We start from the raw sequence: 26,808 nt of genomic DNA on the forward strand, positions 1-26,808 counted from the left end.
TAAATTCCTATAAAAATTTTTTAATTAAATATGGAGTAAAAGCATAAGCAATCACTAAAGAAAATATTAAGGCAATAGGCACGAATACAGGAAGAGGGTGCATAAATTGTCCCATCATTCCTCCAACAAAGAACATAGGTAAAAATGTAAGAACAATAGCTATTGTAGCTATGTTTGTTGCATTTCCAATCTCATTTGTTGCATTGATTGAAACTATAGTTATATCGCTATTTGGTTTTTCTTTTCTATGTCTATGTATATTTTCTATTACAATAATAGCTGCATCGACTAGCATACCAAGGCTTACTATTAATGCAAAAAGTGTAATTCTATTGATTGTTTCATCAAGTAAAAAACCTGTAAAAAGTGTAAGTGATAAAATCATAGGAACAGTAAGTGATACAATCATAGCTTCTTTAAAACCAAGTGTAAAAATAAGAAGAATTGCTATGATTACTATAGAAATAAGTAAATTTTGCACTAAAGAATTTACAGCATTATTTGCAGTATAACCATCATCTCTTGTGATTGTATAAGCTATGTTTTTTTTAGCTAAATTTTCTTTGATACTATCCATATATTCAAATATTTTTTTATTAATTATAACTGAGTTAGTACCTTTTAGTTTTGAAATCATCATAGTTACTTGTTGTAGCTCTTCAAACTCTCCATCTTTATTTTTTTGATAAAGTAGGGCTTCTTTTTTATTTTGAATATCAAAAGTTCTTTCAACTTTTGCTACATCTTTTAGGTAAATAGCTACACCATTAACATAAGATACTATAATATTCTCAATATCTTTTTTTGATTCAATTGCTTGTTTTATAGAGAAAAGCACTAAATTTCCAGTTGTAGTATTTCCTTGGATATTTGGTGTTTTATAAGATAAACCCTGAACTTGTTGCATGATTTGTCCAAGAGATAGATTATAAGAGCCAAGTTTTTTTGAATCTACCAAGATATTATATTGCTCTTTTTTCTCACCTTTTAAATCAATCAATGCAACATTTTCTATTTTGTTTATCTCTTTTGTGATTTTATTTACTTCTTTAAAAAGTTGTGTTTGGGATATGGCGTCTTTTCCATTTGTTTTTTTTGCATAAAAAGCAATAGTTGCTATTGGAATATCTGTATCAATATCCATAGTTTTGATAATAGGTTGCATAGCACCTTTTGGCATTAAGTCCATATTTCTCATAACTTGGTCGTATAGTTTTAGGTTTGATTCTTCCTTATCTTCCCCAATATAGTATTGAACTTGTACGATTCCAACTGAATCTTTTGCAAAAGAGTAAATATGCTCAACTCCTTTTATTTCTCGTATTTTTTTCTCTAAAGGCTCAATGATTACTTTTTGAATTTCACTAGGTTTTGCTCCTGGCATTGCAACTATCACAGCACCTCCACTTACTTTAATTTGTGGATTTTCTTCCCTTGGCATAATAATCAAAGAGATATAACCTAAAGCCAAAATAAAAAATATAGCAACAGCAGTTAAAGGGTGGTTTATAAAACCTAAAGATAATCTTCCTGCTATATTTAGATTGCTATTTATATGTTTTGAAAAATTTTCTTCATTCATATTTTTTCCTGATTTAAAGGCTTAATTAAAAGTTTTGTATACATACCAGGATAAATAGTGTAATCTTTTTTATCAAAAGCAATTTTTAAAGTAAAAGAGTGGGTCATAGCATTTACACTTGGGATAATTGCAGATATTTTTCCAAGACTTTTAAAGTTTATAGAAGGAATTGAGATATTTACATCTTGTCCAAGTTTTATACTATTTAGATTACTTTCACTAACTTCTGTTTTGATTTTTAAACTACTTAAATCAGATAAAATAAGTGCAGGAATACTAGGTGTTGCCATTTCTCCTGTTTTTATTGATTTTTTTATAATAAGCCCATCATTTGGAGCTTTGATTTTTAAATAGTCATATTGTGCATTTACTTCTTTTAGTTTTGATTTTGCTATTGAAATCATATTTTTTACATTTAGTAATTCTAACTCTAATTTTTCTACATCGTATTTAGCAACTAAATCTTTTATATATAATCTTTTATATCTTTCATAATTTGTTTTAACATTGTTATATATATTTTGCTGTATCTCTAAGCTTAACTGAGCTTCTTGTTTTTTAGAATCTAAGCTTGAAGAATCAATCTCATAAAGTAAATCACCTTTTTTCACTGATGAACCCTCTGATACATAAACTTTTTTTATAAAGCCCATGCTTCTACTAGTTATCACTTTTTCATTGTCAGATATAACAGTTCCAGTTAGTTCTATTTCATTTGCTTGTGTATATAAGAATATTGAAATTATTAGTAAGATTTTTTTTATCATTTTTAGTTTCCTTTATTATAGTTAGTATCTGAAAAGTCAATACCTAAAACAGTAGCGATTTTAGCTAGAGCTAAACTTTTTTGATATTTAGCTACTATAAGTTCAGCTTCATTTTTTCGTAGGTTTGCTTCTTGTTCCAATAGGTTTGTCATAGCAATCAATTGGTTTTTGTACATAAGGTTTGATTGATCAAAAACTTCTTGTGCTAACTTTTTTGCTTCATATTTTTCTTTTAATATTTTTTCTTTAGATTTTAAATCAAGTAAAGCTTTTTCAAGTTGTAGCTTTACAGCGTCCTTTAGTTTTTCATAATTAAGAACAGATTTTTGATAGGCTATCTTGCTTTTTTGTTTCTCAATACTTCTTGTGTTATCAAATAAATCATAGTTTAGACCTATCATTGCTGTATAGTAGTCTTTATTTTCATCAAGTGTAAATTTATCATCATTAAAACCATACTCTAAGTGAGAGTAGACAGTTGGGTAGTATGAACTTTTTGCAATATCAATATTTTTTTTCATGGCTTGTTTTTGGATATTTTGCATTTTTAGTTCATCTCTATTTTCTAAAGCTTTTTTATAAAGTCTTTTCTTATTTGAAATATTATAAGAGATGTATTTAAGGTTTTTTACATTTGAAATAGAATCATTTGAAGTTAGAAATCTAAGATATGCTAAGGCTAAAGCAAAATTGCTTTTTGCTTCTATTAGTTTACTGTTTGTATTTAGTTTATAGACTTTTGCTTGTTTAACATCTATTTTTGTAACAAGTCCTTCATCATGAAAAGCACTTGCTGATTTTACTACATAAGAAATAGCTTCTTTTGCTTTTTGGGCTGCTTGTATAAATTCTTTTGCTACTACTGCATTATTATAAGCTTTTAGAACTTCAAAAGCTAACTCTTTTTTATTAAGATTATATTTTACTTCATTTGCTTTTTGTTGTAGTTTTAAAATCTCTTTTTGCTTTTGCAGTTTAAACCCTGTAAATAAAGGTAAATCGTAAGTAATTTTATTTGTGATATTTGTTCTAGCTTTGGGGTAGTTTAAATTTGTAGGTTCTATATTTACTTTTGATGGGTTATTATATTGTAATGCCCCAAAGTCATTAAAACTAGCTTCCCTTGAAGATAGTTTTGAATTAAAAACATATCCTGCATGATTTGTTCTACTTGTTTCATTTATAAAAGAAAGTTTTCCAAAGTTTACTGCATCTATTTTTTGACTATTTAATTTTGATAGTTCTATATCAAGTTTTGTATTTTGTAAATCTTTATTATTATTTAATGTTAAATCTAACACTTCTTGAAAATCTACACTTTTTGAAAAGCTTAAAGATCCAATTAATAAACATAAATAAAGTTTATTCATATAGTTCTCCATATATTGTTTTAAAGTAGATTGTACTTAATTTATTTAAAATATTTTGTTAAAATTTAAAAGAAATATTATAAATAAAAGTTATATATATGAAGCTTATATTATAAATAAAAAAATATTATAAATCATGAAAAAATATTTGTTGTACTTATACTTTTAATATAAATTTAATATAAGTAAAGTTAATATTAAATTCAAAAAAATTATAAGGAAAAATTATGAAAATTAAATTATTGATTGTTTTATCTATTTTACTATCATCATTAAGTTTAAGTGCAATGGATATACAAAAAGCACAAACTCCAAAAAAGAAAAAAGCACAAACAACTTTAGGTTTATATGTTACTGCTAAAAATGCAGGTGAGTATCTAGCTAAAAATAAAAATGCTACTTTAATTGATGTAAGAAGTCCTTCTGAGATTATGTTTATAGGAAGTGCTTCAAGAACTGATATTTATGTTCCTTTTATGACTTTAGATACTACAGCTTATGGTAAAAAGCATAATAATTATGCTATGAAGAAAAATAAATATGCTTTAAAAGAGATTATTTATGAACTTGATAAAAAAGATGTAAAAAAAGATGAACCTATTTTTATTACATGTAGATCGGGGTCTTCAAGAGCTGCACCTGTTGTAAATCAGTTAGCTTCAAAAGGTTATACTAATGTGTGGACTATTATTGATGGTTTTGAAGGTGGAAAAGTAAAACAAGGTAAATACAAAGGTGAAAGAGTTAAAGATGGTTGGTTACATAGTGGATTAGCTTGGACTTGGAAAGTGCCAGTTGAAAAATTATGGTTTGAATGTAAGTATAAAGATTTATTCTCAAAAGAAGATGCTTTAAACTGTAAGTAAAAGCAGGGAAACCTGCTTTTATTTTTATAGTAGTGAGTCTATTTTTACACTATATTCCATATCTTTACCTGCAAGAGGGTGGTTATAATCTATAGTAACTTCTGTATCTGTAATTTTTTCTATTAAAACTTGAATAGGCTGTCCTTCTTCATCTTCCCCTTGTAGCTGCATTCCTACTTTTAAATCAGGAATTCCAGCCACTTCCTCTATTGGTAAAGTTTGTTTTGCATCAGGGTTATACTCTCCATAAGCTTCTGCTGCTGGAACTACAAAACTAGCACTCTCACCAGCTTGCATATCTTTTATTCTAGCTTCTAATCCTGGTATTACTTGTCCTACTCCAAAAGTAAATTCAAAAGCTTTATTTGAAGTTGTACCATCTACAACTTTCCCATCAATCTTTACTTCAAAAAATATTTTAACATTTTGATTAACTTCAATTGCCATTTATAAAAATCCTTATAATAATTATCAATTTTTTGAATTATACTGCATTTGAACTAAATACATAGAGCTTGTATAGTTTTTTTAATAAATAAAATATGATATACTACTTAAACATAAATTAATAATTTAGTTTATGCTTACAGGAGTTCCAAATGACTAATGAACCCAGCTATAGCTTTCAAAAACGAACTAAAAAATACAATAATTTTCTTTATATAATTTTTATAATTATAATATCATTGATTCTTATATCTACATATATAGATTTGAAATCAAAAAAAGATAATATGGATAAATATCTTCAAGCGATGAAAAGTAATATTATTTTTGAATATAAACAAAAACTCAAAGAATCTATTCATACTACTATGTTTTTTATAGATAATTTATATAGTTTTTATTTAAATAAAGAAAAAAATAAAACTAAATCAAATACTTTAAGTAAATTGAATTATACTCAATTTGAAAATGCAGTAAGATTCTACCTTTATAATACCATTTTTGATGAACAAAGATACACTTGGGTAAATGAAATAAAAAATAAAAAAGGTGGAAAAGATTATGCAATAAGACTTATTCATCCAAATCTAAAAGATTCAGAAGGTATTTTTTTATCTACAGAGTTTAAAGATATAAAAGGTAATAGCCCTTATCTTGAAGAACTTAAAGGTGTATTGAAAAACAATGAAATCTTTTATAGTTATTTTTTTAAAGAGTATAAGTCAAATAAAACTACTCAAAAATTATCTTATGCAAGATACTATAAAAAACTAAATTGGATTATTGCTACAGGGATACCTTTAAATATACTAGAAGATAAAATTGATTCTTTGCGAAAAGAGTTAGTAAAAGATTATGATAGATATTTAATATTAACAGTTTTTATTAAGGTTTTGTTATTAATCATAGTAATTTTTATATTCTATTTTTTAAAGAATAATACAAAGAGGTATCTATCAGATAGTTTATTAAAATCTTATAATAAGTTAAAAGAAACAAGTACTAAATTAACAGAAGCAACAAAATTAGCTAATATTGGAGTTTGGAAATGGGATTTAAAAACTAATATTTATGACTGGAATGATGAAATGTATAAAATCTATGAAATAAATACTAAGAATAAAAGTAGTAATTTTAAGGTATGGGAAAAAACTTTACATAAAGATGATATAGAAAAAGTGAAAGATAAACTTAATCATTGTATTGCTTTTGGAAATAAGTTTCAAAGTACATTTCGTATTAGAACAAAAAAGGGTCTAAAATATATAAAAGCATCGGGAATGACTGTTTACAATAAGTATAATGAACCTTTATATATGATAGGTGTAAATTATGATATTACAAATATCAAAGAGTATGAATTACAGCAAGTTAAGCTATTAGAACAATCTAAAATGGCATCTTTAGGTGAAATGATAGGAAATATTGCCCATCAATGGAGACAACCTTTAAGTGTTATTAGTACAGCTTCTACAGGATTAAAACTTCAAAAACAAATGAATATTTTAACAGACAAGTTATTGTATGAAGAGTTAGAATCAATAAACAAAAGTGTAAAATATTTAAACGATACAATAGAAATATTTAGAAATTTTATAAAAGAAGAAAAAGAGTATAAAAAAGTAATTATACAAGATAAAATAAATGAAACCTTTGAACTTTCAAAAGCTACACTTTTAAATAATCATATAAAATTAATTAGTAATATAAATGATATAGAAGATATTGAAATTAAAATGGTATCAGGTGAATTATCACAAGTGTTAATAAATATTATAAATAATGCAAAAGATGTTTTTAAAGAAAGAAAAATAAAAGAACCAGTAATTGAAATACTTTTAAAAAAAATAAAAAATGATAAAATCTTGATTACAATTCAAGATAATGCAGGAGGAATATCAGATGATATAATTGAACATATCTTTGAACCTTACTATACTACAAAACATCAATCTCAGGGTACAGGACTTGGTTTATATATGAGTTATAAAATAATTACTGAAAGTTTAAAGGGCAAACTATATGTCGAAAATAGCAAAGAAGGTGCTAGATTTTGTATTGAGTTGCCCTTACTTATTTAAAGGACTGGGCGAGGTTTCCAATAATCAATTGCCAACCATCAATTACAATAAAAAAGATAATCTTAATAGGCAAGGAGATCATAACAGGTGGTAACATCATCATACCAAGACTCATTAAAATAGAAGCAACAATAATATCAATTACCAAAAATGGTAAGAAAATTAAAAAGCCTATTTCAAAAGCAGTTCTTAACTCACTTACAATAAATGCAGGCATTAAAAGAGTTAAAGGTACATCATCAATATTTTTAGGATTTGGTTCTTTTTTGATTCTATAAAAAAGTGCAAGATCAGATTCTCTTGTATTTTTTATCATAAATTCTTTAAAAGGTTGAACCCCTTTTTCAAAGGCTTCTTCATATCCTATAGTTTCTTCCATATATGGCTTAACACCATCTTCCCAAGATTTTTTTGCATAAGGTTCCATAATAAAAATTGTCATTATTAAACCTAAAGAAATTACGATTTGAGTAGGTGGAGTTTGTTGTAAACCCATAGCTTGTCTAAGAAGTGAAAATACTATAATAATCCTAGTAAATGAAGTAACCATCAATAAAAGTGATGGTGCTAAAACAAGTAAAGCTAGAATTAGTGCAATATTTATTGTTTTTACAAATTGTGCTGGTTCTTCAAGTGCTGCTACAGATAAATTTACAATTGGTAAATCATCTGCTCCTAAAAGTGTAATGCTTAAAATTAATAAACTTAAGAGTATCTTCAAGTATTTAGTCCTATGGAAAATTAGAAATTATAATAGCTAAAGAATCATTAAAAACTTAATAAAATAAAAATAGCATTTAAGTTATGCTAATTTGTCTTTAAAATTATAAGTTAGTTATAAATAATTTTATGATATTTTGTTTTAATTTAAGGATATAAACTTGAATTATAAACAAACTTTATTATCAGCACTAAAGAGTGCATGGATAATTATTAAATTAATTATTCCTATTTATATACTTGCAGAAGTTTTATATTATTATAATATTTTATCTTATATCTCTTTTTTAGTAGAACCTTTAACTTCTTTATTAGATTTACCAAAAGAGGCTGCTTTAAGTATTATAAGTGGTATGTTTCTAAATTTATATGCAGCAATTGCTTTTGCAGCTCCTTTAGATTTAACAGCTAGAGAGTGGACTATTTTAGCAGTCTTTTTAGGAATATGTCATGCTTTAATAGTCGAAACGGCAGTAATGAAGAAATTAGGTATTTCTAATATTTATTCTATTTCTTTAAGAGTAATAAGTGGATTTATAGTAGCTTATTTAGTAACTCTTTTACCTAAAGACACTTTTTCAAATATTGTTTCAAATGCTAGTGTAGATGCAAGAGTCTATGATAGTTTATGGGATGTTTTATCCACATCTTTTATAAATTCTATTGATTTAACAGTTAAGATAATAATACTTATTTCTATAATAATATTTATAATGGATTTTATTAAAACAAGAAAATTTATTGTTGAGTCTCAAAAAAATGTTTCTAAAGGATTCTCTTTACTGGTTGGTGTTTTTTTAGGTATTACTTATGGAGCAGGGCTTCTAATAAAAGAAGCTCAAAACTCTTCTTTAAGTAAAAGAGATATTTTTTATGTTGGTACTTTTTTGATGATATGTCATGCAATTATTGAAGATACTTTACTTTTTGTGATTTTTAATGCGAACTTAACAGTTATTGTAATAGCAAGAGTAGTTTTTGCTATAATTTTTGCGTATGTTTTATTAAAATTATACGATTTAAAAGTAGAAAAGAGTTCTTAAAATTCTTTCTTACTTTTCTTTGATATATCCTAATTCAACTAGTTTATCAAAGATTTTACTTACCATTTTCCCTGCTACAGTACCACCATGTCCACCATGTTCTACAAGTACAGTTACAACATATTTGGGATTTTTATAAGGCCCATAAGTTGTAAGCCAAGCATGAGATCTTTGGTAATATTTTAAATCACTCTCTTTCATTCTTACTTTTTCTGATTGAGGAATAGAAACCACTTGTGCTGTTCCTGTTTTTCCTGCTATTTTAACTTTAGAGTTAATATGTCTTGAAGCTGTACCTTTTTTATGATACATAACTTCATACATTCCTTTTCTCATAAGATTCAAATGCTTTTCAGGGAAATTTAAACTAATAGGTTCTTTATAATTTTTTTTATAAAAATGAGGAGTTGGAAGCTTGCCATTTGCAATATATGCTGTGTATCTTGCCATTTGCATTGGTGTTACTAGCATATTTCCTTGTCCTATTGATGTAATAACAGTCTCACCTACATACCAAGGTTTATTATATTTTTTTTGTTTCCAGTCTTTATTTGGATTTATTCCATAAAACTCATTTACTTGATCTACTCCTGTTTGTTGACCAAACCCAAACTTATCAAGAGTTTTTGAGATTTTGTTTATTCCTACTCTTAAACTTCCTTTATAAAAAAAATCATCACAACTTTCTCTAATTGCTTTATTAAAACCAACCTTACCATGTCCATGCCTTTTCCAACATCTAAAGTTTCTATTTCCTATTTTTATAAAACCAGAATCATTTACTGTATAACTCTCCTTTATTCCATTTTCTAAAAAAGATAGGGCAACTCCCATTTTTATGATAGAACCAGGAGGATAAAGTCCATTTATAAGTTTATTTGTAAAAGGATGATTAAAATCATTTCTCATTTCATTCCATTCTTTTACTGAAATACCTCTTGCGAAAATATTATTGTCAAATTCAGGGAAAGAAGCTGCTGCTAATAGTTCTCCATTTGTGGAGTCCATTACTATTACAGCACCACCTTTGTAATTAAATATTTCTTGAATATATTTTTGAAGTTCAATATCTAGTGAGATTTTAATATTATTATTTGATGAAGGCTCTTTTTGTTCAAGTACTTCAATCTCTTCATTTAAGGCATTTACTTTTATATCTTTATATCCCATTTTACCTTGTAGTATATCGTTATAGTATTTTTCTAAACCATTTTTTCCAATAATCCCACTAAATGCAGATAAGTCATTTTTTACTATATCAAGTCTTGAAGCTTTTCCAACATATCCTATTATATGAGAAGCTACATTTTTATAAGGATAATACCTTTTTACAGCAGATTCAACTTTGATATTTTCTTTTGAGGCAAAAAGTGTATATTTAGGAAAAAAATCTTCATAAGCGATATAATCAACTACTTTTACATAATCATGATTATATGCAGAATCTTTTCTTTTATAGTTTTTTAGTAGTTTCTCTTTTTTGTATTTTGGGAAATGTTTTTCAATAAATTCAATAGTACTATTTAATTCTTCTTTATTTTTATAAGATCTTAAATGTGGTTTTATTAAGATAGAAAATCCCATCTGATTTATTGCTAGTTTTTTACCATTTCTATCTTCAATAACACCTCTTACAGGTACTTTATTTATTCTATTAATATAATTTCTTTTTGATAATTCTTCATAGTAAGTGTTTGATTTAATACTTAGAAAATAAACTCTTACAAGTAAAGTAGTCATAATAGCAAAGATAATTATAAATATGATATTTAATCGTATATTCATATAAAAGCTCCAATAAATAGTAAATCAATAAATATATTAGCAATTATCGCTTTTATGATAGTTTCATTTATATTTGTAGATAAAGACCAAATCAAAAGAACACCTAAATAAAATAAAATTACGTAAATATAGGTATTTATAGAACTAAAGGATAAGTTTCTTCTGATATGTGGTGTTACAAAAATATATAAAAAAAGTGATAGTAATGTAAGAGATAGAGGTTTAAGTCCTGAATTTATTTCGATAAATAAAAATGCAATAATTATAAAAAATAAAGAGTACATTCGTCTATTTTTTAAACTAACAAAAAAAGCTGTAAATAAAACACCACTAAGCATAATAATCAAAAAATAAATAGAAGAAATTAGGTTTAAAATAACAGCAATAACTATTAATGTAAATAAAAAAATAGGACTATCTAAGTTATTATATTTCATGGGATTTATATTACTTTATATTTAATTTTGGCGATTATAGTATAAACTCTCTTATATATTTATCAATCTCTTTTTTCTATTTTTTCTTCAAGTTTCTCATCAATTTTTTTACCTTGATTGGTCATATCATAAATAAAAGAGAATATTTCAGCCACAGCTTTATACATACTTCCAGGAATCTCTTTATCTAAATCAAGTTGAGATAAAAGTTCTACTAAATCTTCATCTTTTTTAATTGGTATATTATTTTCTCTTGCGATTTTGATGATATTATTAGCTGTTTCTCCTTTTCCTTTTGCAGTTACTTTTGGAGCACTATCATTATTGATATCATATTTTAAAGCAGCAGCTTTAGTAGTATAGTTTTCTTGTTTTATTTCTTTTTGCATTTTAAACTCTTATATCAATGCCAGAGTTAAAACTAGAATTATCATAGGCATTTTTGTTATATGTTTGTGTTTGTTTATCTTCTTGGTTATTCTCTTCTTTTAAATCAAGAAGTTTTATATTTACAGGAATTAAATCTACATTGTTTAAAGACTTTTTTAATTCTTGTAAATTATCTCTTACTTTTTCTTTAAAATGTTCTCTTTGTGCATAGATAGTTATATCAATCTTATTTTTATCATAAAGTCCCATCATTAAGTCAACTTTACCAAAATCTTTTAATGTTAGATGAATTTGACAATAAAACTTTTCTTCATCTTTTGATTTTTTTATTCCAATACTTCCTTCTTCTAACATATCCCATAAAAAAGGTACATAAACATAGTTTGACTGTGAACTTAGTGATAATAGTTGATGATAATCAATTTGCATTAGCATTTTATCAACTTGTTTAAATAACTCTTGAGATTTCTGATCTGTTTTGGAAACTAACTCATCTTGCATTTGAAGAAGTATGGATTTCATATCATTTGAAAGGGCAGAAGTATTTTCTTTACTTTGGTTTGGATTTATAGCTTGGTTTAGATTTGAATTTTGAATACTTTCTTTTATTGTTGCTTCAATTTTTTCAACCACTTCTAAAATCTGATTTTGAATAGCTGGTGCATTTGGATTTACTTGATTAGCTGATAAGTTTGTAATACTCTCTTTTAAAAGTAAAATTAGACTATTTAAATTGTTTGAAAAATTATTAGGAAAACTAGTTGCTATATTACTTTGATTATTATTTAGATTAAGGTTTGATAAAGGGTTTGTTTTAGTATTTTCTGTATTAATATTTGGATTTTGTATTTTAGCAAATAGATTTTCTAGATTTTCTAGTTTTGAAACTATTTTATTTGATACACTTAAATCAATATTTTTAATATTAGATAATTCTGTTTTCAATGAAACAATATTTTCTTTTAAATTTGTAAGAACAGAGCTTTTTTCATTGCTAATATTAATAAAATTTTGAACTTTTGTTTCTAGGTTTGAAATATTTTCAGATATATTTTTTAAGTTTAATATCAAGTTTGAAATATTTTGATTTTGATTTGATGCTTGTCTTATTTCATTTGAATTAAGTAGATTATTTAATAAAGCTTTTGGTTCTATAAGTTTATCATTTTTTGTAAATAAGTCATTTGACTTTAATAGATTATCAATTTGCTCATTAATAACTTTACTAGCATTTGGGTTATTTGTATTTGACAAATTAAATTGTGTTTTAATCTCACTTAATAGTTGTTTTGTTTCGATATTTACTTGCTCTTTTGTATTAAGAAGGGCATTTGTTTGATTTGTAGAAGCTTGTGGGGCTTGTATGTTATTTGAACTAATTGTTTTTAAATTATCAAGTTTCGATTCAAGAAGTGCTCCTTGTGAAACAATAGCTTTTAATTGATTAGTCAACTTTGATAAGTCTTTTGTAGTGCTATTTTCAAGAGTACTTACTAAATTTTGTAGCAAAGGTATAAGTGTTTTTAGATTTTCTGTGCTTTTATTTGTTGTAGAAGTAGGGACTTGCTGTAATGTTTTGGTAATAATTTCATTTACTTGCTTAGCTATTGGCGTATTTATATCTTTTATTAAGTTTTGTATTTGATTTAAAAGTTTTTCTATATTTGGAGAAAGCAAGGTTTTTGATTGAGTATTTTGAGCTATTTTAGCTTCTAAAAAAACCCCTGATTTATTTATTTGTTCCTTTAGACTATTTTCATCAATATTTACAATGTTTTTTAAAAAAGATTCAAGACTTGGTTTAAATTTATTTAGGTTTGAATTAGAATCAATTTGAGATAAAACTGATGTTAATGATTTTGAAAAAGAGCCTAAGTCTTTAAAAGCATTTGTATTTTTTAAAATATTTTCTATGTTTGTATTTGTTTTAGTACCATTTTTTATATCATCAAAAAGGTTTTTTAAAACATCATTTACAGATACTGATTTATTTTTTATCATATCTTGTAAAGTTTTTGAGTCAGCCTCTTTTAAAACCTCTTTTAAGGCTTTATTATCATTTGGTAATAGTACATTTAAAAGTGAATTATTTGATACTAACATCTTAAAAGTATATCATAATTTAAAATATTTTTACTTTTACTACTATTTGGATAAAGTATGTTTATGAAAAGAAGAGAATTTATCAAATTTAGCACATTTACTTTTATTGCATTTAAAAGTACAGAAGTTTTTGCAAAGGTTTTTACAAAAGAAGATTTACTAATACTTGAAAATCTTTTTGAAATTTTATTTCCAAAAACAAAAAAGATGCCAAGTTCAAAACAGTTTGGGGCTTTGAGTTTTTTAGTAAAGACTATTAATCATTCAAGTTTCAATAATAGTGATAAGTCATTTGTATTACAAGGTTTAAAAGATTTTAATTCAAGTTTTCCAAATTTTATTAACTTAGAAAAACAAAAAAAAGAAAAGTTAATCTATGAAATAGTAAATTCTAATGATTATGCTCAATCATGGCTATCTAAACTTGTATATTATGGAATAGAAGCATTATTGGGTGATCCAATTTATGGTGGGAATAAAAATCAAATAGGCTGGCAAAGTCTAAGACATAGTGTAGGTTACCCAAGACCAAAATTGAAATATGGACAAAAGTTATGATGTATGATATTTGTGTAATAGGAAGTGGAGCAGGTGCTGGACCTATAATCTATGAATTAAGTAAAGCAGGGTTTAAAGTATGTGTTTTAGAAAAAGGTGAAGTCTATAAAAGAAAAGATTTTTCAAAGGATGAAATAGCAACAGTAAGAAGGGATATTTATACACCTAAATTAGATGAAGAGTATCATACAATTGAAGAAAATATTGATGGAAAATGGATAAAGTTTCCTACTTATGAAACAGGCTGGAGCTTTTGGAATGGAAATATTCTTGGCGGCTCTTCAAATTTTATGAGTGGTTTTTTTTATAGACTTAAGCCTAATGATTTTAAATTAAAAACTATTTATGGAAAAGCAAAAGGCTCAAATATAGAAGATTGGCCTATTTCTTATGAAGAACTTGAACCTTTTTATGATAAAGTTGAAAAAATTGTAGGTGTTTCAGGAGAACCTAGTTTTTATAAACATCAAGAACCAAGAAGTTCAAAAAATTTTCCTTTTAAACCTTTAGATGAACACCCAATTGTAAAACTTATAGATAAAGCCTCAACTCAATTAGCTTACTCTATAGTTAAAACACCAAGAGCAATAATCAGTAAAAACAGTAATCATAGAAGTGCTTGTTATTACTCTAATTATTGTGGCTCTTATGCTTGTTCTAGTGGAGCAAAAGGAAGCAGTAGAGAAGCATTGATTCTTCCCTCTTTAAAAACAAATAATGTGACAATAATTTCTAATGCTTTTGTTTATAAGCTAAATGTAAACAAAGAGAAAAAGATTATATCAGCAAATTATTATACAAAAGAGAAAAAAAGTAAAGAGATTAAAGCAAAACTTTTTGTAGTAGCAGCTCAAGCTATTGAAACTTCAAGACTTTTATTAAATTCAAAGTCAGAAGCATTTCCTAAAGGCTTAGCAAATAATAGTGGAAATGTAGGGAAAAACTTTCTTTCAACAGCAGGTGGAGTAGTAAGTGGAACATTTGATGAAACTAATATGGAGTTAAAACAGCTTTTAAAACCTGGACTTTTTGTAAATAGAGCTATAAAAGACTTTTATTATACAAAGGATTTTAAAGGTGGAATGATAGAGTTAGTTTTTGATCATGCAAATCCTATTAAAAGAGCAAATAGCTTAAAATGGGATGGCTCAAAGCTTTTAATAGGTAAAGCTCTACAAGACAAACTTTATGAAAAATTTACTAAAACAAGAACATTAAATATGGAAATATTTGTAGACTGGACTCCCAATGATAACAGTTTTATTAGTGTAGATGAAAAATATAAAGATAAATATGGAGTTCCTGTTGCAAATATAAGAATAGGTGCATTTAAAGATGATATTAAAGTATCAAAATTTTTAGAAGAAAAAGCCATAGCTTTATTTAAACAAATGAAAGTGAAAAATATAAACTCAAATATTTCTGAATTACCAGCACAAAACTTACTTGCTGGGGGATGTAGATTTGGAGATGATCCTAAAACTTCTGTTTTAAATAAACATTGTCAAGCTCATGAAATAAATAATCTTTTTATAAGTGATGCAAGTTTTATGCCTACTGGTGGTAGTGTTCCGTATACTTTTACTATTTATGCTAATTCCTTTAGAGTTGCAGAATATATTAAAAAAAATTATGATAAAATAATGACCTAAATTTATTTTGGAGATTTAATGAAAAAACTACTTTTATTTACTATTACACCTTTTATTTGTTTTGCTCAAATGGATGATTATATGCCATTAAGTAAGTTTTCTAATGAAAAAAAGATTGAATACAACTTTGTAGAAAAAAAACAAAAACAAAAAAAAGTAAAGCCACTCATAAAAAAAGTAAAACCATTCATAAAAAAAGAAAAAAATGAACAAAAAGTTCTTCTTTCACCTATGAAAAAAGAAGTAGAAGTAATCAAAGTACGAGAAAATATTTTAAATGATGAGGTAAAGCAAGAAGATATTTTAGAAGAGAAAAATAGTATAACTATTGATAATACTATTGTTGAAGTAAGATTTGAATACTCACCCATTGATATTGACATCTCAAATGCAACTACATCATTATCTGAAAATGCAAATGCTTTTTCTCCTATACTTTCATATCAAAATAATAAAAATAAATTTACTTTTGAATTTTTTATGACAGATAAAAAGTTTGAGACTAAACTTTATAAATTAAATTATAAAAGAATATTTGATAAGCTTCAATTAGGAGTAGGATTAAATAGATATGAACTTACTGCAAATTCACAAAAAGCAAAAGAAAATTATTTTGATATTCAAGCAAATTATAGAAATGAAATCCAAGCTATAAATAATTTATGGTTTGATGTTGAAGGCTCTATTGGAACAGGGGATAAGATTGATGCACTAGAGTATAAGTTTACACTTGGCTATCAAAATAATCAATTTAAAGAATCCTCTTATATCTTAGGTTATAAGGGCAAAGAGTTTGAATCAGATGGAATTGATATGTCTTATAAAGGGCCTTTTATAGGTATTCAAACACAGTTCTAATTAATACTTTTCTTACAAATTGTAATATTTCAAGCTTTGTAAAATATTTTTGGATATAATCGTTTAAAATTATGAATAAGGTATAAAAAGTATGGAAGATATTACAATTTGGCATAATCCAAGATGTTCAAAATCAAGAAATGCACTTAATCTACTAGAAGAAAAAAATATTGAAGCAAAAGTTGTTAAATATTTAGATGAAACTCCTTCAAAAGATGAACTAAAAGATATTTTAAATAAGTTAAATATGACAGCTCAAGAACTTATGAGAAAAGGTGAAACTATTTATAAAGAGCTAGCTTTAGAAAATGAAACAAATGAAGACAAACTTCTTGAATCAATGATAAACAATCCTAAACTAATTGAGCGACCTGTTATTATAAAAGGTGATAAAGCTGTAATTGCTAGACCTATAGAAAATTTAGAAGAGTTACTTAAATAATGCATGAAAAACAACAAAGAATAAGATATATTAGAGTTTTAGAAAAGTTTTTTACAAGAACTGTATCTTTACTTAAACTTGATAACTTTGATGTTGAATTATTCAAACAAAGAACAAAAAAGAACTACGAAGATTTAAAAAGAGTAGAGGCTGTACCTTTGCATTCTGCTTATCTTACTTCTTTAACAGAATTTTTAAATACTACTTTACAATATATTGAAAATCATACAGAAGATTTTGAAGATGAAAAATCTACTTTATTAAAGCAAGCAAATTTAATTCAAAAAGAAAAAAAGAAAAAAACATATACAAAAGATAAGCATAAAAAACATAAGTTTAATGATGGATATTAATGGCAAGTAATCAAGAAGAATATAAAACTTTTAAATTATCAGGGGTTCTAAAAAAAGTATTATATAAAAACGATGAAACAAAATATATCATAGCTGTATTGGAAAATAATCAGAAAGTATGTGGTACATATTTTGATACTGATATCGAAAAAATGGTAGGTGAAGAAATAATTCTTGTTGGAAACTGGACTACACATAAAAAATATGGAGTTCAATTTGAATTTGATACCTTAGAATTAAAAGAAGCTGAGATATTTTTCTTTTTAACAAAAATTGTAAAAGGTATTGGAAATAAATTTGCCCACGAACTTTTGGAAAAATATAGTGAAGAAGAATTAATTGAAATATTAAACAATAATCCTAAAGAACTTCTAAAATTTAAAGGTATAAAAGAAAAGAAACTAGAAAAAATAGTTTCATCTTGGCAAAAATTTAAGCACTTAAGAGAATTAGGTTCTTTTTTAGCCAAATTTGGAGTGACTTCAAATCTTATTACAAAAATATATTCAGCTTTTGGTGAAGTTGATAACTTAATTGAAAAAATCAAAAAAAATCCATATATGTTGATAAGTATTAGAGGTATAGGTTTTAAAAGAGCAGATGAAATAGCAAAAGCTATAGGAATTAATCCTAGAAGTGAATTTAGAATAATGGCTTGTTTAAACTATACTTTAAGAGAGTATTGTGATAATAATGGAAATTCATCAATAGATAAATTTCATTTATATAAACTTCTTGATGAGTCATTAAACTTTTCTAATGAAAATGCTTTATATGAAGAAGCTCTATCAAAAATGCTTGTTGAAGAAGAAATATATGTAACAAAAGAGAATAGATATGCTTTATCTATGCTTTTTAATGCAGAAAAAAATATTTTAGATTTCTTTCAAAGAAGAGAGGATGAAAAAAACAAAAAAATAATTGCAGATTTTGATTCATATTTAGAAAAAAAAGAAAAAACTTTAGGCTTTGAATTAAGTACAGAGCAAAAAAAAGCAGTTGAACTTATAAATGAAGGACATAAAACACTTTTTTTAATAGGTTATGCAGGTACTGGTAAGTCTACATCAAGTAGGGCTATTTTAGAACTTCTTGAAGAAGTTGTATCTTATGATGATATTATAACTATTGCTTTAAGTGGTATTGCTAGTCAAAGAATTTCAGATACTACTGGATATAACTCTTCTACTATTCAGTCTTTATTAGTAAAACATAAAGAAAAAGATTTTTTTCCTCATAAAGTTATACTTTTAGATGAGGCATCAATGGTAAATTCTGTAACATTTTATCAAATAATATCAAAAATATCAGATGAAACTATATTTATCATAGTTGGTGATGATGGTCAATTACCTGCAATTGGAGCTGGTAATATTCTAGCTGATGCTATTAAATATAAACTTGCGCCAATTTGTAAACTTACAAAAATTTATAGACAAAATGAAAATCAGGCAATAGCTGTAATAGCAAATGATATAAGAAAGGGTGAAATTCCTAAATATAATGAAAAATATGAAGATTTTAGTTTTCAAAATGTTTCAATTTCAAACTATTATGCTCAAAAAAACTCTGTTTCTTCAAATGAGTTTTCAAATATAAGGGGAGAAAACTCTACACTTATTTTAAATAATATTTTAAATATTTCAGCTTCTTATATTCAAAAGTATTATGATTTAATAAAACAAAAAGACATAAATAAAGCTTTGATTTTATTTCAAGTAATAACACCAATGAAAAATGGTATTTTGGGTGTTGAAAATTTAAATATGCAATTACAAAAACTTTTTAATCATACAAAAGGAAAAGCTTTTCAAACCAAGCTTTATGAGTATAAAATTACAGATAAAGTAATTCATGTAAAAAATGAAAATATGAGAGCTCAAACTATGCAAATGTATAAAAGTGGCTCAACAGACTTTTTGGAAAAAAGAGTATTTAATGGTCAACTAGGGCTTATTATAAAGCTTGATTTTGATGAAGAGAAATGTATTGTTTTATATCCTAATGATGATATGGTAGTATTTTATGATTTTGAAAATGTTTCTTCTTTATTATCTTTAGCTTATTGTCTAACAATTCATAAAACACAAGGTATGGAATATGATAATGCTTTAATTCCTATGAGTTTTTCTCACTATATTATGCATAATACAAAACTTCTTTATACTGCAATAACAAGAGCAAAAAAAATGTGTTTTATTGTTGGGGAAGAAGAAGCTTTCAAAAGTGCATGTAAAAAAATAGAAATAACAATAAGAGAGTCTGTAATCAATGATTTACTAAGTAAACAAGACTTAATAAAAAATGAAGTTTTACCTCAGTTATAAATTTTGAATACATAAATTAACTTTAACTAACTTAAAAGAAATTTTACAGTAATATATTTAAAATTTTTAAGAGGATTATGTTTTATGATAAGTTGGATGCAAAGACACAAAAAATGGCTAGTTATTACTATTTGGATAAGTACAATAGCATTTGTTGGAGCTGGCTTTGTTGGTTGGGGTTCATACGAGTATGGCAAACAAGGTGGAGTAGTAGCAGTAGTAGGTGACAGAGAAGTATCTGTTGAAGAGTATCAACAAGAATATTCAAATTTATATGAACAGTATGCAAGACTATTTGGTGATAGTTTTAATCAAGAAATGGCTGATAAGCTTAATTTAAAAGATGTTGCTTATAAGCAAGTACTACAAAAAAATCTTATCTTATCTTATGGAGATTCATTAGGTTTAAAAGTTACAAATGAAGATATTGCTAAAGAGTTAGTAAAATATCAAGCATTTTTAAAAGATGGAAAATTTGATAAACAAACTTATATAAAAGTTTTATCTCAAAATAGAACAACTCCTGTTAAGTTTGAAGACTCTTTAAAAAGAGGAATTTTATTGACTAAAATTCAAAAACTATTTGATATAAAAGCAAATCAAAAAGAAGTTGAGAATTTAAGTAAATTACTTTTCTTAGAAGATGATATTTCAATGAAAATTTTAACATTAAATGATGTTAATGTTGAAGCTAAGGAAGAAGATATCAAAAAATACTGGGAAGAGAACAAAAATGCTTATATGTCAGAAGTTAAATATCAAGTAATGTCTTTAGATATGCCACTTCAAGCATCAAACCCAAGTGAAGAAGAAATTAAAAACTATTATGATAAATTTAGATTAGATTTCAAAAAAGAAGATGGAAAAATAAAATCTTTTGAAGAAGCTAAAGCTGATGTTATTAAAAAATTAGATGAAAAGTTTACTAAAAAAGAAGCACTTAAAAAGTATCTTAAAATTAAAAAAGGTGACGAGCAGTTAAAAAATGTTGCTACATTTACAACTTCAACTATGCCTTATTCACAAAAGAATAATAATGAAATTATTAACTCAAAAGTAGGTTCTTTAAATAAGCCATTTTTTGAAAATGATAAGTTTGTAATTACTCAATTAGTTAAAATTGAAAAAGCTAAACCTTTATCTTTTGAAGATGCAAAACAGATGGCTAAGAAAGATTATATTTTTGTAACAAAACAAAAAAATCTTGAAGAAATGGCTCAAAAACAAGCTTCATCTTTCAAAGGTATTAAAATAAAAGGTGTTACAAGAGAATCAATTGATAAAATCACTTTATTAGAAGCACAAGAAGCTGCACAATTTTTAAATCAGTTATTTTCATCAACTAAAAAAGAAGGTTTTATTAAACTAAATGATAAAGTAGTATTATACAGAGTTAATAATTCTAAATTGGGTTCTTATAATAAAGATAGAGATAATGCTGTTAGGTCTACATTAACACAGTTACAATCACAAGAGTTAATGACTAATTTAGTAAATGCTTTAGAAAATACTTACGAAATACAATCTTCAATCCAAACAAAGGAATAATAATTGAGTAATACTATCTTAGCAATTGATATTGGTTCATCTAGTATAACAGCAGTTATTGCAAAACATGATTTAGAATATAATATTAGTATTCTAGGTACTGGTATCCAAAATAGCGAAGGTGTTAATAAAGGCTTAATAATTAATATTGAAGAGGCATCTAAAGCTATTAAAAATGCTGTTACATTAGCAAAAAGAAATACAACAGAAACAATTGAAACTTCAATAGTTTCTGTTTCAGGAAGTTATACTAAAAGCATAAGAAGTTCTGGTTCTGTAAATGTACCAAATGGACTTATTACTGAAACCGAAATTAATCAAGTAATGCAAATGGCTTTATATAATGCAACTATTGTTCCTGAATATGAAGTGGTTCATGTAATACCGATTTTTTTCAAGGTTGATGATTCTGTTGATGTTGATAACCCTCTTAATATGAATGGTTCGAGACTTGAAGTATCTGTTTATATTGTTACTGCAAAAAGAACTGCATTAACAAATATAAAATCGGCTTTAAAAGTATCAGGTATTGATATGACTACTTTTGTTTTAGATGGTTATGCTTCTGCTATTTCTATTTTAGATAATCAACAAAAAAGATTTGGTACAACAGTAATAAATCTTGGAGCAACAACTACAGAGTTTGTTTGTTATAAGGGTAACTCTATGATTTATAATGGATTTATTCCTGTTGGGTCAAACCATATCACAAATGATTTATCAGTAATGCTTCATACTCCTCCTGTAGCAGCAGAAAGAATTAAAACTGAATATGGGTCTTTAACAAAAGATTATACACCTAATAATGAACTAGGTGTTACAAAAGTTAAAATTCCAAGAATAGGTGATGAGGATACTAACTCAGAGGTTGCCCTTGATTATATTCAAACTATCATTCATGCAAGAGTTGAAGAAGTATTAGTTCTTGTAAGAAATCAATTGAAAAAAAGTGGAATTTTAGATAATGTAGGTTCAGGAGTAGTTATTACAGGTGGAATGTCGAGTTTAGAAGGAATTAAACCTTTAGCTGAAAAAATATATGAAGGTATTCCTATTTCTGTTTCTAACCCTAAAAATATTAAAAATGGGTATTTAAATTTTGATGATCCAAGTATGTCTACAATAGTTGGATTATTAGAATATTCTTTAGGTGCGACAAGAAATTACGAGTTAGATTCAAGTAAACAACTTGTGAAACCAATAAAAAAAGAACCAAGAATTGAAAATAAAGTTATTGAAAATTCACAAGCCTCTATGAGTGATACAAGAAGAGGGTTTGAAAATGAGATGAATAAGCCAAATGAGGAAATAAGAGACACTTCAGCTGTATTAACACCTTTAGAAAAAGATAAGAAAAAAGGTGTTTCTAAGTTCTGGAGTAAAATATCGGAGTGGTTTTAAAATGGATAATTTATTTAAGGTGGACGATATCAAAGAAGAAATGCCAAACAAAGTGTTGTCAGATAATGTAGCAAAAATTTCTGTAATAGGAATTGGTGGTGGTGGTTGTAATATGATTAACCACATGATAAAAGAAGGTTGTAAAAAAGTTGATTTAATTGCTGCTAATACTGACTTACAAGTGTTACATATTTCTCAAGCACCTAAAAAAATTCAATTAGGTGTTAAGTTAACAAAAGGACTTGGTGCTGGAATGAAACCTGAAATTGGTAGAGATTCAGCTGTTGAAAGTTATGAAGAGATTAAATCTGCACTTAAAGGTGCTGATATTGTATTTATTGCTGCAGGACTTGGTGGAGGTACTGGAACAGGTGCTGCTGCTATTGTTGCTAAAGCTGCAAAGGAAGCAGGTGCTTTAACTGTTTCTGTTGTAACTAAACCTTTTACTTGGGAAGGTAAAAAAAGAGCAGGACTGGCAAGTCTTGGGCTTGAAGAACTTAAAAAAGTAAGTGATTCAATTATAGTTGTACCAAATGATAGACTATTAGAGATTATTGATGAAAATGTTGGTATGAAAGATGCCTTTAAAATTATTGATAATATTTTATATCAAGCTGTAAATGGTATGTCTGAGGTTATTTTAAATCCAGGTAATTCAGATATTAATACTGACTTTGCTGACGTTAAAACTATCATGCAGCATAGAGGTATGGCATTAATGGGTATTGGTAAGGCAAAAGGAGAAGATGCTGCACAAAGAGCCTTAGAAGATGCAATTGAATCACCTTTACTAGATAAAATGTCATTAAATGGGGCAAAAGGTATTTTAATTCACTTTAATATTCATCCACAAGTATCATTATTTGCTATTAATAATGTAATGGGAAGTATCAATGATAGAATGGATCATAATGCTGAAATTATATTTGGTACAACATCAGATAGAACACTTGAAAAAGATGAAGTAAAAATCACTATTGTTGCTACTGGTTTTGAATCAAAAGAAGATTTAGATAATGGAAAAGAAGACTCACATGAAGATGATGCAAATAAAAATTTATCATCTGATGATGAGAACTTTTTAGATATTCCACCATTAATGCGAGATTACGTAGTAAAATACCAATTTTAAAAAGAGGATTTTAATCCTCTTTTTCTACAATAACTATATCAAAAGATGTTTTTTGAACAACCAGAGCTTTTGTGTCTGGTACTACTGCTAAATTATTTATATTTTTCATTTTAGCTTTATATTCTTGTACTTCATTTTCAAGTTTTTCAAGTTTTTTATTTAGTTGAAGTATAATATCAACTCCAGCTAAATTTACACCTAATTCTCTTGTTAATGTTAGTACATATTTTATGTGGTCTATATCTTTTTGTGAATAAAGTCTTATTTTACCATTTGTTCTTGAGGGTTTAATAAGACCTTCTCTTTCATACTGTCTTAGTGTTTGAGGATGTATATTCAAAATCTCAGCAACTGCTGAGATTAAATACACAGGTTCTATATAGCTATTTGTTTCCATAATAAATCCTTTTATTCAGGAAGTTTATCTTTTAGTAACTCTACTAAACTCTCATCTAAATCTTCAACTTTAGGAAGAACAATATTTGCTTTTAGATGTAAGTCACCTTTTGTATTTGTTTTTCTATCTAAAACTCCAAGTTCTTTAACTCTAAACTTTTGATTTTGTTTAGTATTTTGAGGAACTTTTAGAGTAATAGTTTTATGAATTGTTTCAATTTCTACTTTTCCACCAAACAGTGCTGTTTTTAATGGAACATCAAAAGTTTTGATTAAAGTTGAATCATCTCTTTCATATTCATTAGAAGGGGCTACATTGATTTTTAAAATTAAATCACCTCTTTGTCCATGATATGATTTACCTTTTCCTTTTGCTCTAATTTTTTGACCATCTTTAATTCCTTCTGGAATTTTTACATCAAAAGAATCATTGTTTAAAGCAATATGTTGTTTACCACCTAAAATAGCAGTTGTGAAAGGTATTGTTATTTGGGCAGTTGTATCCAAATCTGGTTCATCAAAACCTCCAAATCCTCCAAAACCACCTTGGTTAAAGCCAGAAGAGCTAAATCCTGCTCCTCCACCAAACATTTGTCTAAGTATTTCATCTAAATCAACATTTCCACCTTGACCTCTAGCAAAATCATGGAAGTTTTGACCTCCAAACATTGAATCCCCATATTGATCATACTGTTGTTTTTTTTCTGCATCACTTAATACTTCATAAGCTGCATTTATTTCTTTAAATTTTTCCTCTGCAGCAGGATCTTTATTTACATCAGGGTGATATTTTCTTGCTAATTTTCTATATGCTTTTTTTATATCACTTACAGAAGCATTTTCACTTACTTCTAGTGTCTCATATAAACTTTTTGCCATTTTCCCGTCCTATAATAATTGTTAAGATATTTTTAAGAATATAATTATAGCATAAACTTGAGTCTAAGTCAATCAAGTTTAAAACTATATTTAGCACTATTAACCTTAAGTATGGTATTATGTTGAGTCTATTTAACTATAGTATTAATAAATATAAATGGAATATAAAATGTTTGAAAAAGATGAGTGGACACAGCAAGAACTATATAAATATACAAAAGAACTAGAAAAACAAGGAATTAAAGTAGTACTTATAGACACTATTTTAAAGCCTTTAGATAAAATAGAAACAATAACTTACAATCCTTTTGAAATGAATGAATATCCAAAAGGAACGGTTTTTGTTTTTTATTGTGATACAGGGAAATCTACAAAAGAGAGACTAAAATTTTATAAGTCAAAATTCCCTGATTATAGATGTATTAGTTTAAGAGGTGGAAGAGGTTATTGGCGACCTAATTATCAATTTATGGAAGAGTTAGAAAAAAATGTCTGAAAAAGTTTATGATTATATAGTTTTAGGTGCAGGAGTTGCAGGTTGTCATCTGGCTTATGAATTAGCCAAATATAATGAAAATATTTTGATAATTGATAGAAATAAGGATGTAGGTCTTGGTGCAAGTGGTGCTGCAGGGGCTTTTTTATCACCTTTATTAGGTAAAGATAATAAGTTTAAAACTCTTATTTCAAAAGCTTTAAGTTATTCAACAAAATTTTATAAGGATAATTTCCCTTCTCTTATTACAAATTGTGGAACATGTAGAATCCCTAAAAATGATGAAGATAGAAAGAAGTTTGAAAGTTATAAACCTTATATGGATTTTGAATATAAAGAGTTTGAAGATGGATATTTCTTTCCTATTGGTTCTCAAGTAAACTCCTATGAAATATGCAAGGCTTTAACAAAAAATATAAAAAAACTATTATCTTATGAAGTTTCTAAAATAGAAAAACTTAATGAATTTTGGTACATAAATAACGATATTAAAACAAAAAATCTAATCTTAACTACAGGAGCAGATATTTCTTTGATTAAGGAAGAGTATTTTAATATAAGAGCTGTTTGGGGGCAAAGAATCAATATTTCTTCTTCTACAGAAATAGATATAAATTATCATAAAGAGTGTTCTTTATCAAAATCAAGAAGTATAGAAAATAGTTCAAAAAATCTAATAAGCATAGGTGCTACACATAATAGATTTGAAGAAGATATGAGCCAAACTAGTTATGATTTAAAAAAAGCAGATTTTAACTATATAAAGCCAGATGAAAAAAGTTTAAAAATTATGGAAGATGATACTAAAAAGCTTTTATCTTTAGCTAATGATATCAAGCATTTAAAAAATGTAGAACTCTTAGATGTAAAAATAGGAGCAAGAGCTTCAAGTGTAGATTATTTTCCAATGGTTGGAAAGTTAGTTGACTCAGAAAAAAGTATTGAAAAATATCCTCATATTTTGAATGGAAGTTTTATAAAAAAAGAAAATTTAGAAATGATTAATAATTTATATGTTTTAAATGGAGTAGGGGGAAGAGGATTTGTTTTATCTCCTTATTTAGCTAAAGAGTTAGTTGAACATATTATAAATAAAAAAAATTTAAGTGAAGATATAGAAACATATAGGCTTTTTTTAAGATGGGCAAAAAGATTAAAAAATAAGAAATAGGAAT

25 protein-coding genes are annotated in these 26,808 nt (G+C 26.3%); 14 read left to right on the forward strand and 11 right to left on the reverse strand.

The annotated features are described in order from the left end of the window. Positions 1-7: 7 nt before the first annotated feature. Genes ACH5BH_RS00940 through ACH5BH_RS00950 form a run of 3 tightly spaced genes read right to left on the reverse strand, consistent with a single transcriptional unit; the run spans position 8 to position 3,719 of the window. A complete protein-coding gene (locus ACH5BH_RS00940) occupies positions 8-1,582 on the reverse strand; it encodes an efflux RND transporter permease subunit (RefSeq protein WP_423297149.1) in 1,575 nt (524 codons plus the stop codon). After that, positions 1,579-2,346 carry an efflux RND transporter periplasmic adaptor subunit gene (locus tag ACH5BH_RS00945; protein WP_423297409.1) on the reverse strand — a complete coding sequence of 256 codons (768 nt, stop codon included), beginning with the start codon at positions 2,344-2,346 and terminating at the stop codon, positions 1,579-1,581. Before ACH5BH_RS00945 ends, ACH5BH_RS00940 begins: the two co-directional genes overlap by 4 nt. A gap of 5 nt (positions 2,347-2,351) precedes the next feature. Continuing rightward, the gene (locus ACH5BH_RS00950; RefSeq protein ID WP_423297150.1) at positions 2,352-3,719 is read right to left on the reverse strand and encodes a TolC family protein; all 1,368 of its coding nucleotides are present in this window, start codon (positions 3,717-3,719) and stop codon (positions 2,352-2,354) included. Positions 3,720-3,946: 227 nt separating this feature from the next. On the opposite strand from ACH5BH_RS00950, the gene ACH5BH_RS00955 reads away from it, so the two are divergent. Next, positions 3,947-4,585, forward strand: a complete 639-nt coding sequence (locus tag ACH5BH_RS00955; RefSeq protein ID WP_423297151.1) for a rhodanese-like domain-containing protein — start codon at positions 3,947-3,949, stop codon at positions 4,583-4,585. Between the two features lie 24 nt (positions 4,586-4,609). On the opposite strand, the gene ACH5BH_RS00960 is transcribed toward ACH5BH_RS00955, so the two are convergent. Beyond that, on the reverse strand, positions 4,610-5,032 hold the full coding sequence (locus ACH5BH_RS00960; RefSeq protein WP_423297152.1) for an FKBP-type peptidyl-prolyl cis-trans isomerase: 423 nt from the start codon (positions 5,030-5,032) through the stop codon (positions 4,610-4,612). 152 nt (positions 5,033-5,184) lie between these two features. On the opposite strand from ACH5BH_RS00960, the gene ACH5BH_RS00965 reads away from it, so the two are divergent. After that, entirely contained in the window at positions 5,185-7,113 is a 1,929-nt protein-coding gene (locus ACH5BH_RS00965) for an ATP-binding protein (RefSeq protein ID WP_423297153.1), read from the forward strand. On the opposite strand, the gene fliP is transcribed toward ACH5BH_RS00965, so the two are convergent. Continuing rightward, positions 7,106-7,834, reverse strand: a complete 729-nt coding sequence (gene fliP / locus ACH5BH_RS00970) for a flagellar type III secretion system pore protein FliP (RefSeq protein ID WP_423297154.1) — start codon at positions 7,832-7,834, stop codon at positions 7,106-7,108. The genes ACH5BH_RS00965 and fliP overlap by 8 nt on opposite strands. 160 nt (positions 7,835-7,994) lie before the next feature. Here fliP and ACH5BH_RS00975 point away from each other — a divergent pair, with 160 nt between their 5' ends. Next, positions 7,995-8,876: a nucleoside recognition domain-containing protein gene (locus tag ACH5BH_RS00975; protein WP_404304325.1), complete on the forward strand. Its 882-nt coding sequence runs from the start codon at positions 7,995-7,997 to the stop codon at positions 8,874-8,876. Between the two features lie 9 nt (positions 8,877-8,885). On the opposite strand, the gene mrdA is transcribed toward ACH5BH_RS00975, so the two are convergent. The 4 genes from mrdA to fliK all read right to left on the reverse strand — a co-directional run bounded on the left by mrdA (position 8,886) and on the right by fliK (position 13,591). Then, positions 8,886-10,661, reverse strand: coding sequence for a penicillin-binding protein 2 (gene mrdA / locus ACH5BH_RS00980; protein ID WP_423297155.1), 1,776 nt, complete (start codon positions 10,659-10,661; stop codon positions 8,886-8,888). After that, positions 10,658-11,098: a hypothetical protein gene (locus ACH5BH_RS00985; protein ID WP_404304323.1), complete on the reverse strand. Its 441-nt coding sequence runs from the start codon at positions 11,096-11,098 to the stop codon at positions 10,658-10,660. Before ACH5BH_RS00985 ends, mrdA begins: the two co-directional genes overlap by 4 nt. Positions 11,099-11,160: 62 nt before the next feature. After that, a complete protein-coding gene (locus ACH5BH_RS00990; protein WP_404304322.1) occupies positions 11,161-11,487 on the reverse strand; it encodes an EscU/YscU/HrcU family type III secretion system export apparatus switch protein in 327 nt (108 codons plus the stop codon). Position 11,488: 1 nt separating this feature from the next. After that, positions 11,489-13,591: a flagellar hook-length control protein FliK gene (gene fliK / locus ACH5BH_RS00995; RefSeq protein ID WP_423297156.1), complete on the reverse strand. Its 2,103-nt coding sequence runs from the start codon at positions 13,589-13,591 to the stop codon at positions 11,489-11,491. Positions 13,592-13,654: 63 nt separating this feature from the next. On the opposite strand from fliK, the gene ACH5BH_RS01000 reads away from it, so the two are divergent. From ACH5BH_RS01000 to ftsZ, 9 genes are all read left to right on the forward strand, one after another. Further along, the gene (locus ACH5BH_RS01000) at positions 13,655-14,149 is read left to right on the forward strand and encodes a gluconate 2-dehydrogenase subunit 3 family protein (RefSeq protein ID WP_423297157.1); all 495 of its coding nucleotides are present in this window, start codon (positions 13,655-13,657) and stop codon (positions 14,147-14,149) included. Further along, a complete protein-coding gene (locus tag ACH5BH_RS01005; protein ID WP_423297158.1) occupies positions 14,146-15,801 on the forward strand; it encodes a GMC family oxidoreductase in 1,656 nt (551 codons plus the stop codon). Before ACH5BH_RS01000 ends, ACH5BH_RS01005 begins: the two co-directional genes overlap by 4 nt. Before the next feature lie 18 nt (positions 15,802-15,819). Then, positions 15,820-16,659 (forward strand): hypothetical protein, encoded by an 840-nt coding sequence (locus tag ACH5BH_RS01010; protein ID WP_404304318.1) that lies wholly within the window; start codon positions 15,820-15,822, stop codon positions 16,657-16,659. Positions 16,660-16,750: 91 nt separating this feature from the next. Then, positions 16,751-17,101 (forward strand): arsenate reductase (glutaredoxin), encoded by a 351-nt coding sequence (arsC, locus tag ACH5BH_RS01015; protein ID WP_423297159.1) that lies wholly within the window; start codon positions 16,751-16,753, stop codon positions 17,099-17,101. Beyond that, positions 17,101-17,454 (forward strand): hypothetical protein, encoded by a 354-nt coding sequence (locus tag ACH5BH_RS01020; RefSeq protein ID WP_404304316.1) that lies wholly within the window; start codon positions 17,101-17,103, stop codon positions 17,452-17,454. The genes arsC and ACH5BH_RS01020 overlap by 1 nt, the downstream gene beginning before the upstream one ends. Then, positions 17,454-19,781 (forward strand): SF1B family DNA helicase RecD2, encoded by a 2,328-nt coding sequence (gene recD2 / locus ACH5BH_RS01025; RefSeq protein ID WP_423297160.1) that lies wholly within the window; start codon positions 17,454-17,456, stop codon positions 19,779-19,781. Before ACH5BH_RS01020 ends, recD2 begins: the two co-directional genes overlap by 1 nt. 84 nt (positions 19,782-19,865) lie before the next feature. After that, positions 19,866-21,329: a peptidylprolyl isomerase gene (locus tag ACH5BH_RS01030; protein WP_423297161.1), complete on the forward strand. Its 1,464-nt coding sequence runs from the start codon at positions 19,866-19,868 to the stop codon at positions 21,327-21,329. A 3-nt stretch (positions 21,330-21,332) separates the two neighbouring features. Beyond that, positions 21,333-22,730, forward strand: coding sequence for a cell division protein FtsA (gene ftsA / locus ACH5BH_RS01035; RefSeq protein WP_404304313.1), 1,398 nt, complete (start codon positions 21,333-21,335; stop codon positions 22,728-22,730). A 1-nt stretch (position 22,731) separates the two neighbouring features. Further along, a complete protein-coding gene (gene ftsZ / locus ACH5BH_RS01040; RefSeq protein ID WP_404304312.1) occupies positions 22,732-23,862 on the forward strand; it encodes a cell division protein FtsZ in 1,131 nt (376 codons plus the stop codon). A gap of 10 nt (positions 23,863-23,872) precedes the next feature. Here ftsZ and ACH5BH_RS01045 read toward each other — a convergent pair whose 3' ends face one another. Both ACH5BH_RS01045 and ACH5BH_RS01050 read right to left on the reverse strand, forming a co-directional pair. After that, a complete protein-coding gene (locus tag ACH5BH_RS01045) occupies positions 23,873-24,259 on the reverse strand; it encodes a heat shock protein transcriptional repressor HspR (RefSeq protein ID WP_404304311.1) in 387 nt (128 codons plus the stop codon). A gap of 11 nt (positions 24,260-24,270) precedes the next feature. Then, entirely contained in the window at positions 24,271-25,137 is an 867-nt protein-coding gene (locus ACH5BH_RS01050) for a DnaJ C-terminal domain-containing protein (protein ID WP_404304310.1), read from the reverse strand. Positions 25,138-25,306: 169 nt separating this feature from the next. On the opposite strand from ACH5BH_RS01050, the gene ACH5BH_RS01055 reads away from it, so the two are divergent. Then, positions 25,307-25,633 carry a hypothetical protein gene (locus ACH5BH_RS01055; RefSeq protein WP_404304309.1) on the forward strand — a complete coding sequence of 109 codons (327 nt, stop codon included), beginning with the start codon at positions 25,307-25,309 and terminating at the stop codon, positions 25,631-25,633. Continuing rightward, positions 25,626-26,804 (forward strand): FAD-dependent oxidoreductase, encoded by a 1,179-nt coding sequence (locus ACH5BH_RS01060; protein ID WP_423297162.1) that lies wholly within the window; start codon positions 25,626-25,628, stop codon positions 26,802-26,804. The genes ACH5BH_RS01055 and ACH5BH_RS01060 overlap by 8 nt, the downstream gene beginning before the upstream one ends. Positions 26,805-26,808: the final 4 nt, after the last annotated feature.

This window comes from Arcobacter rhizosphaerae (genome assembly GCF_049472155.1).
In the GTDB taxonomy this organism is placed as follows: Bacteria; Campylobacterota; Campylobacteria; order Campylobacterales; family Arcobacteraceae; genus Arcobacter_B.

Bases quoted from the DNA above. Each gene is read 5' to 3' on its own strand.
- ACH5BH_RS00940 (WP_423297149.1), bottom strand. From the start codon at position 1,582: ATGAATGAAGAAAATTTTTCAAAACATATAAATAGCAATCTAAATATA.
- ACH5BH_RS00950 (WP_423297150.1), bottom strand. From the start codon at position 3,719: ATGAATAAACTTTATTTATGTTTATTAATTGGATCTTTAAGCTTTTCA.
- ACH5BH_RS00955 (WP_423297151.1), top strand. From the start codon at position 3,947: ATGAAAATTAAATTATTGATTGTTTTATCTATTTTACTATCATCATTA.
- ACH5BH_RS00960 (WP_423297152.1), bottom strand. From the start codon at position 5,032: ATGGCAATTGAAGTTAATCAAAATGTTAAAATATTTTTTGAAGTAAAG.
- ACH5BH_RS00965 (WP_423297153.1), top strand. From the start codon at position 5,185: ATGACTAATGAACCCAGCTATAGCTTTCAAAAACGAACTAAAAAATAC.
- mrdA (WP_423297155.1), bottom strand. From the start codon at position 10,661: ATGAATATACGATTAAATATCATATTTATAATTATCTTTGCTATTATG.
- ACH5BH_RS00985 (WP_404304323.1), bottom strand. From the start codon at position 11,098: ATGAAATATAATAACTTAGATAGTCCTATTTTTTTATTTACATTAATA.
- ACH5BH_RS00990 (WP_404304322.1), bottom strand. From the start codon at position 11,487: ATGCAAAAAGAAATAAAACAAGAAAACTATACTACTAAAGCTGCTGCT.
- fliK (WP_423297156.1), bottom strand. From the start codon at position 13,591: ATGTTAGTATCAAATAATTCACTTTTAAATGTACTATTACCAAATGAT.
- ACH5BH_RS01000 (WP_423297157.1), top strand. From the start codon at position 13,655: ATGAAAAGAAGAGAATTTATCAAATTTAGCACATTTACTTTTATTGCA.
- ACH5BH_RS01005 (WP_423297158.1), top strand. From the start codon at position 14,146: ATGATGTATGATATTTGTGTAATAGGAAGTGGAGCAGGTGCTGGACCT.
- ACH5BH_RS01010 (WP_404304318.1), top strand. From the start codon at position 15,820: ATGAAAAAACTACTTTTATTTACTATTACACCTTTTATTTGTTTTGCT.
- arsC (WP_423297159.1), top strand. From the start codon at position 16,751: ATGGAAGATATTACAATTTGGCATAATCCAAGATGTTCAAAATCAAGA.
- ACH5BH_RS01020 (WP_404304316.1), top strand. From the start codon at position 17,101: ATGCATGAAAAACAACAAAGAATAAGATATATTAGAGTTTTAGAAAAG.
- recD2 (WP_423297160.1), top strand. From the start codon at position 17,454: ATGGCAAGTAATCAAGAAGAATATAAAACTTTTAAATTATCAGGGGTT.
- ACH5BH_RS01030 (WP_423297161.1), top strand. From the start codon at position 19,866: ATGATAAGTTGGATGCAAAGACACAAAAAATGGCTAGTTATTACTATT.
- ftsZ (WP_404304312.1), top strand. From the start codon at position 22,732: ATGGATAATTTATTTAAGGTGGACGATATCAAAGAAGAAATGCCAAAC.
- ACH5BH_RS01045 (WP_404304311.1), bottom strand. From the start codon at position 24,259: ATGGAAACAAATAGCTATATAGAACCTGTGTATTTAATCTCAGCAGTT.
- ACH5BH_RS01050 (WP_404304310.1), bottom strand. From the start codon at position 25,137: ATGGCAAAAAGTTTATATGAGACACTAGAAGTAAGTGAAAATGCTTCT.
- ACH5BH_RS01055 (WP_404304309.1), top strand. From the start codon at position 25,307: ATGTTTGAAAAAGATGAGTGGACACAGCAAGAACTATATAAATATACA.
- ACH5BH_RS01060 (WP_423297162.1), top strand. From the start codon at position 25,626: ATGTCTGAAAAAGTTTATGATTATATAGTTTTAGGTGCAGGAGTTGCA.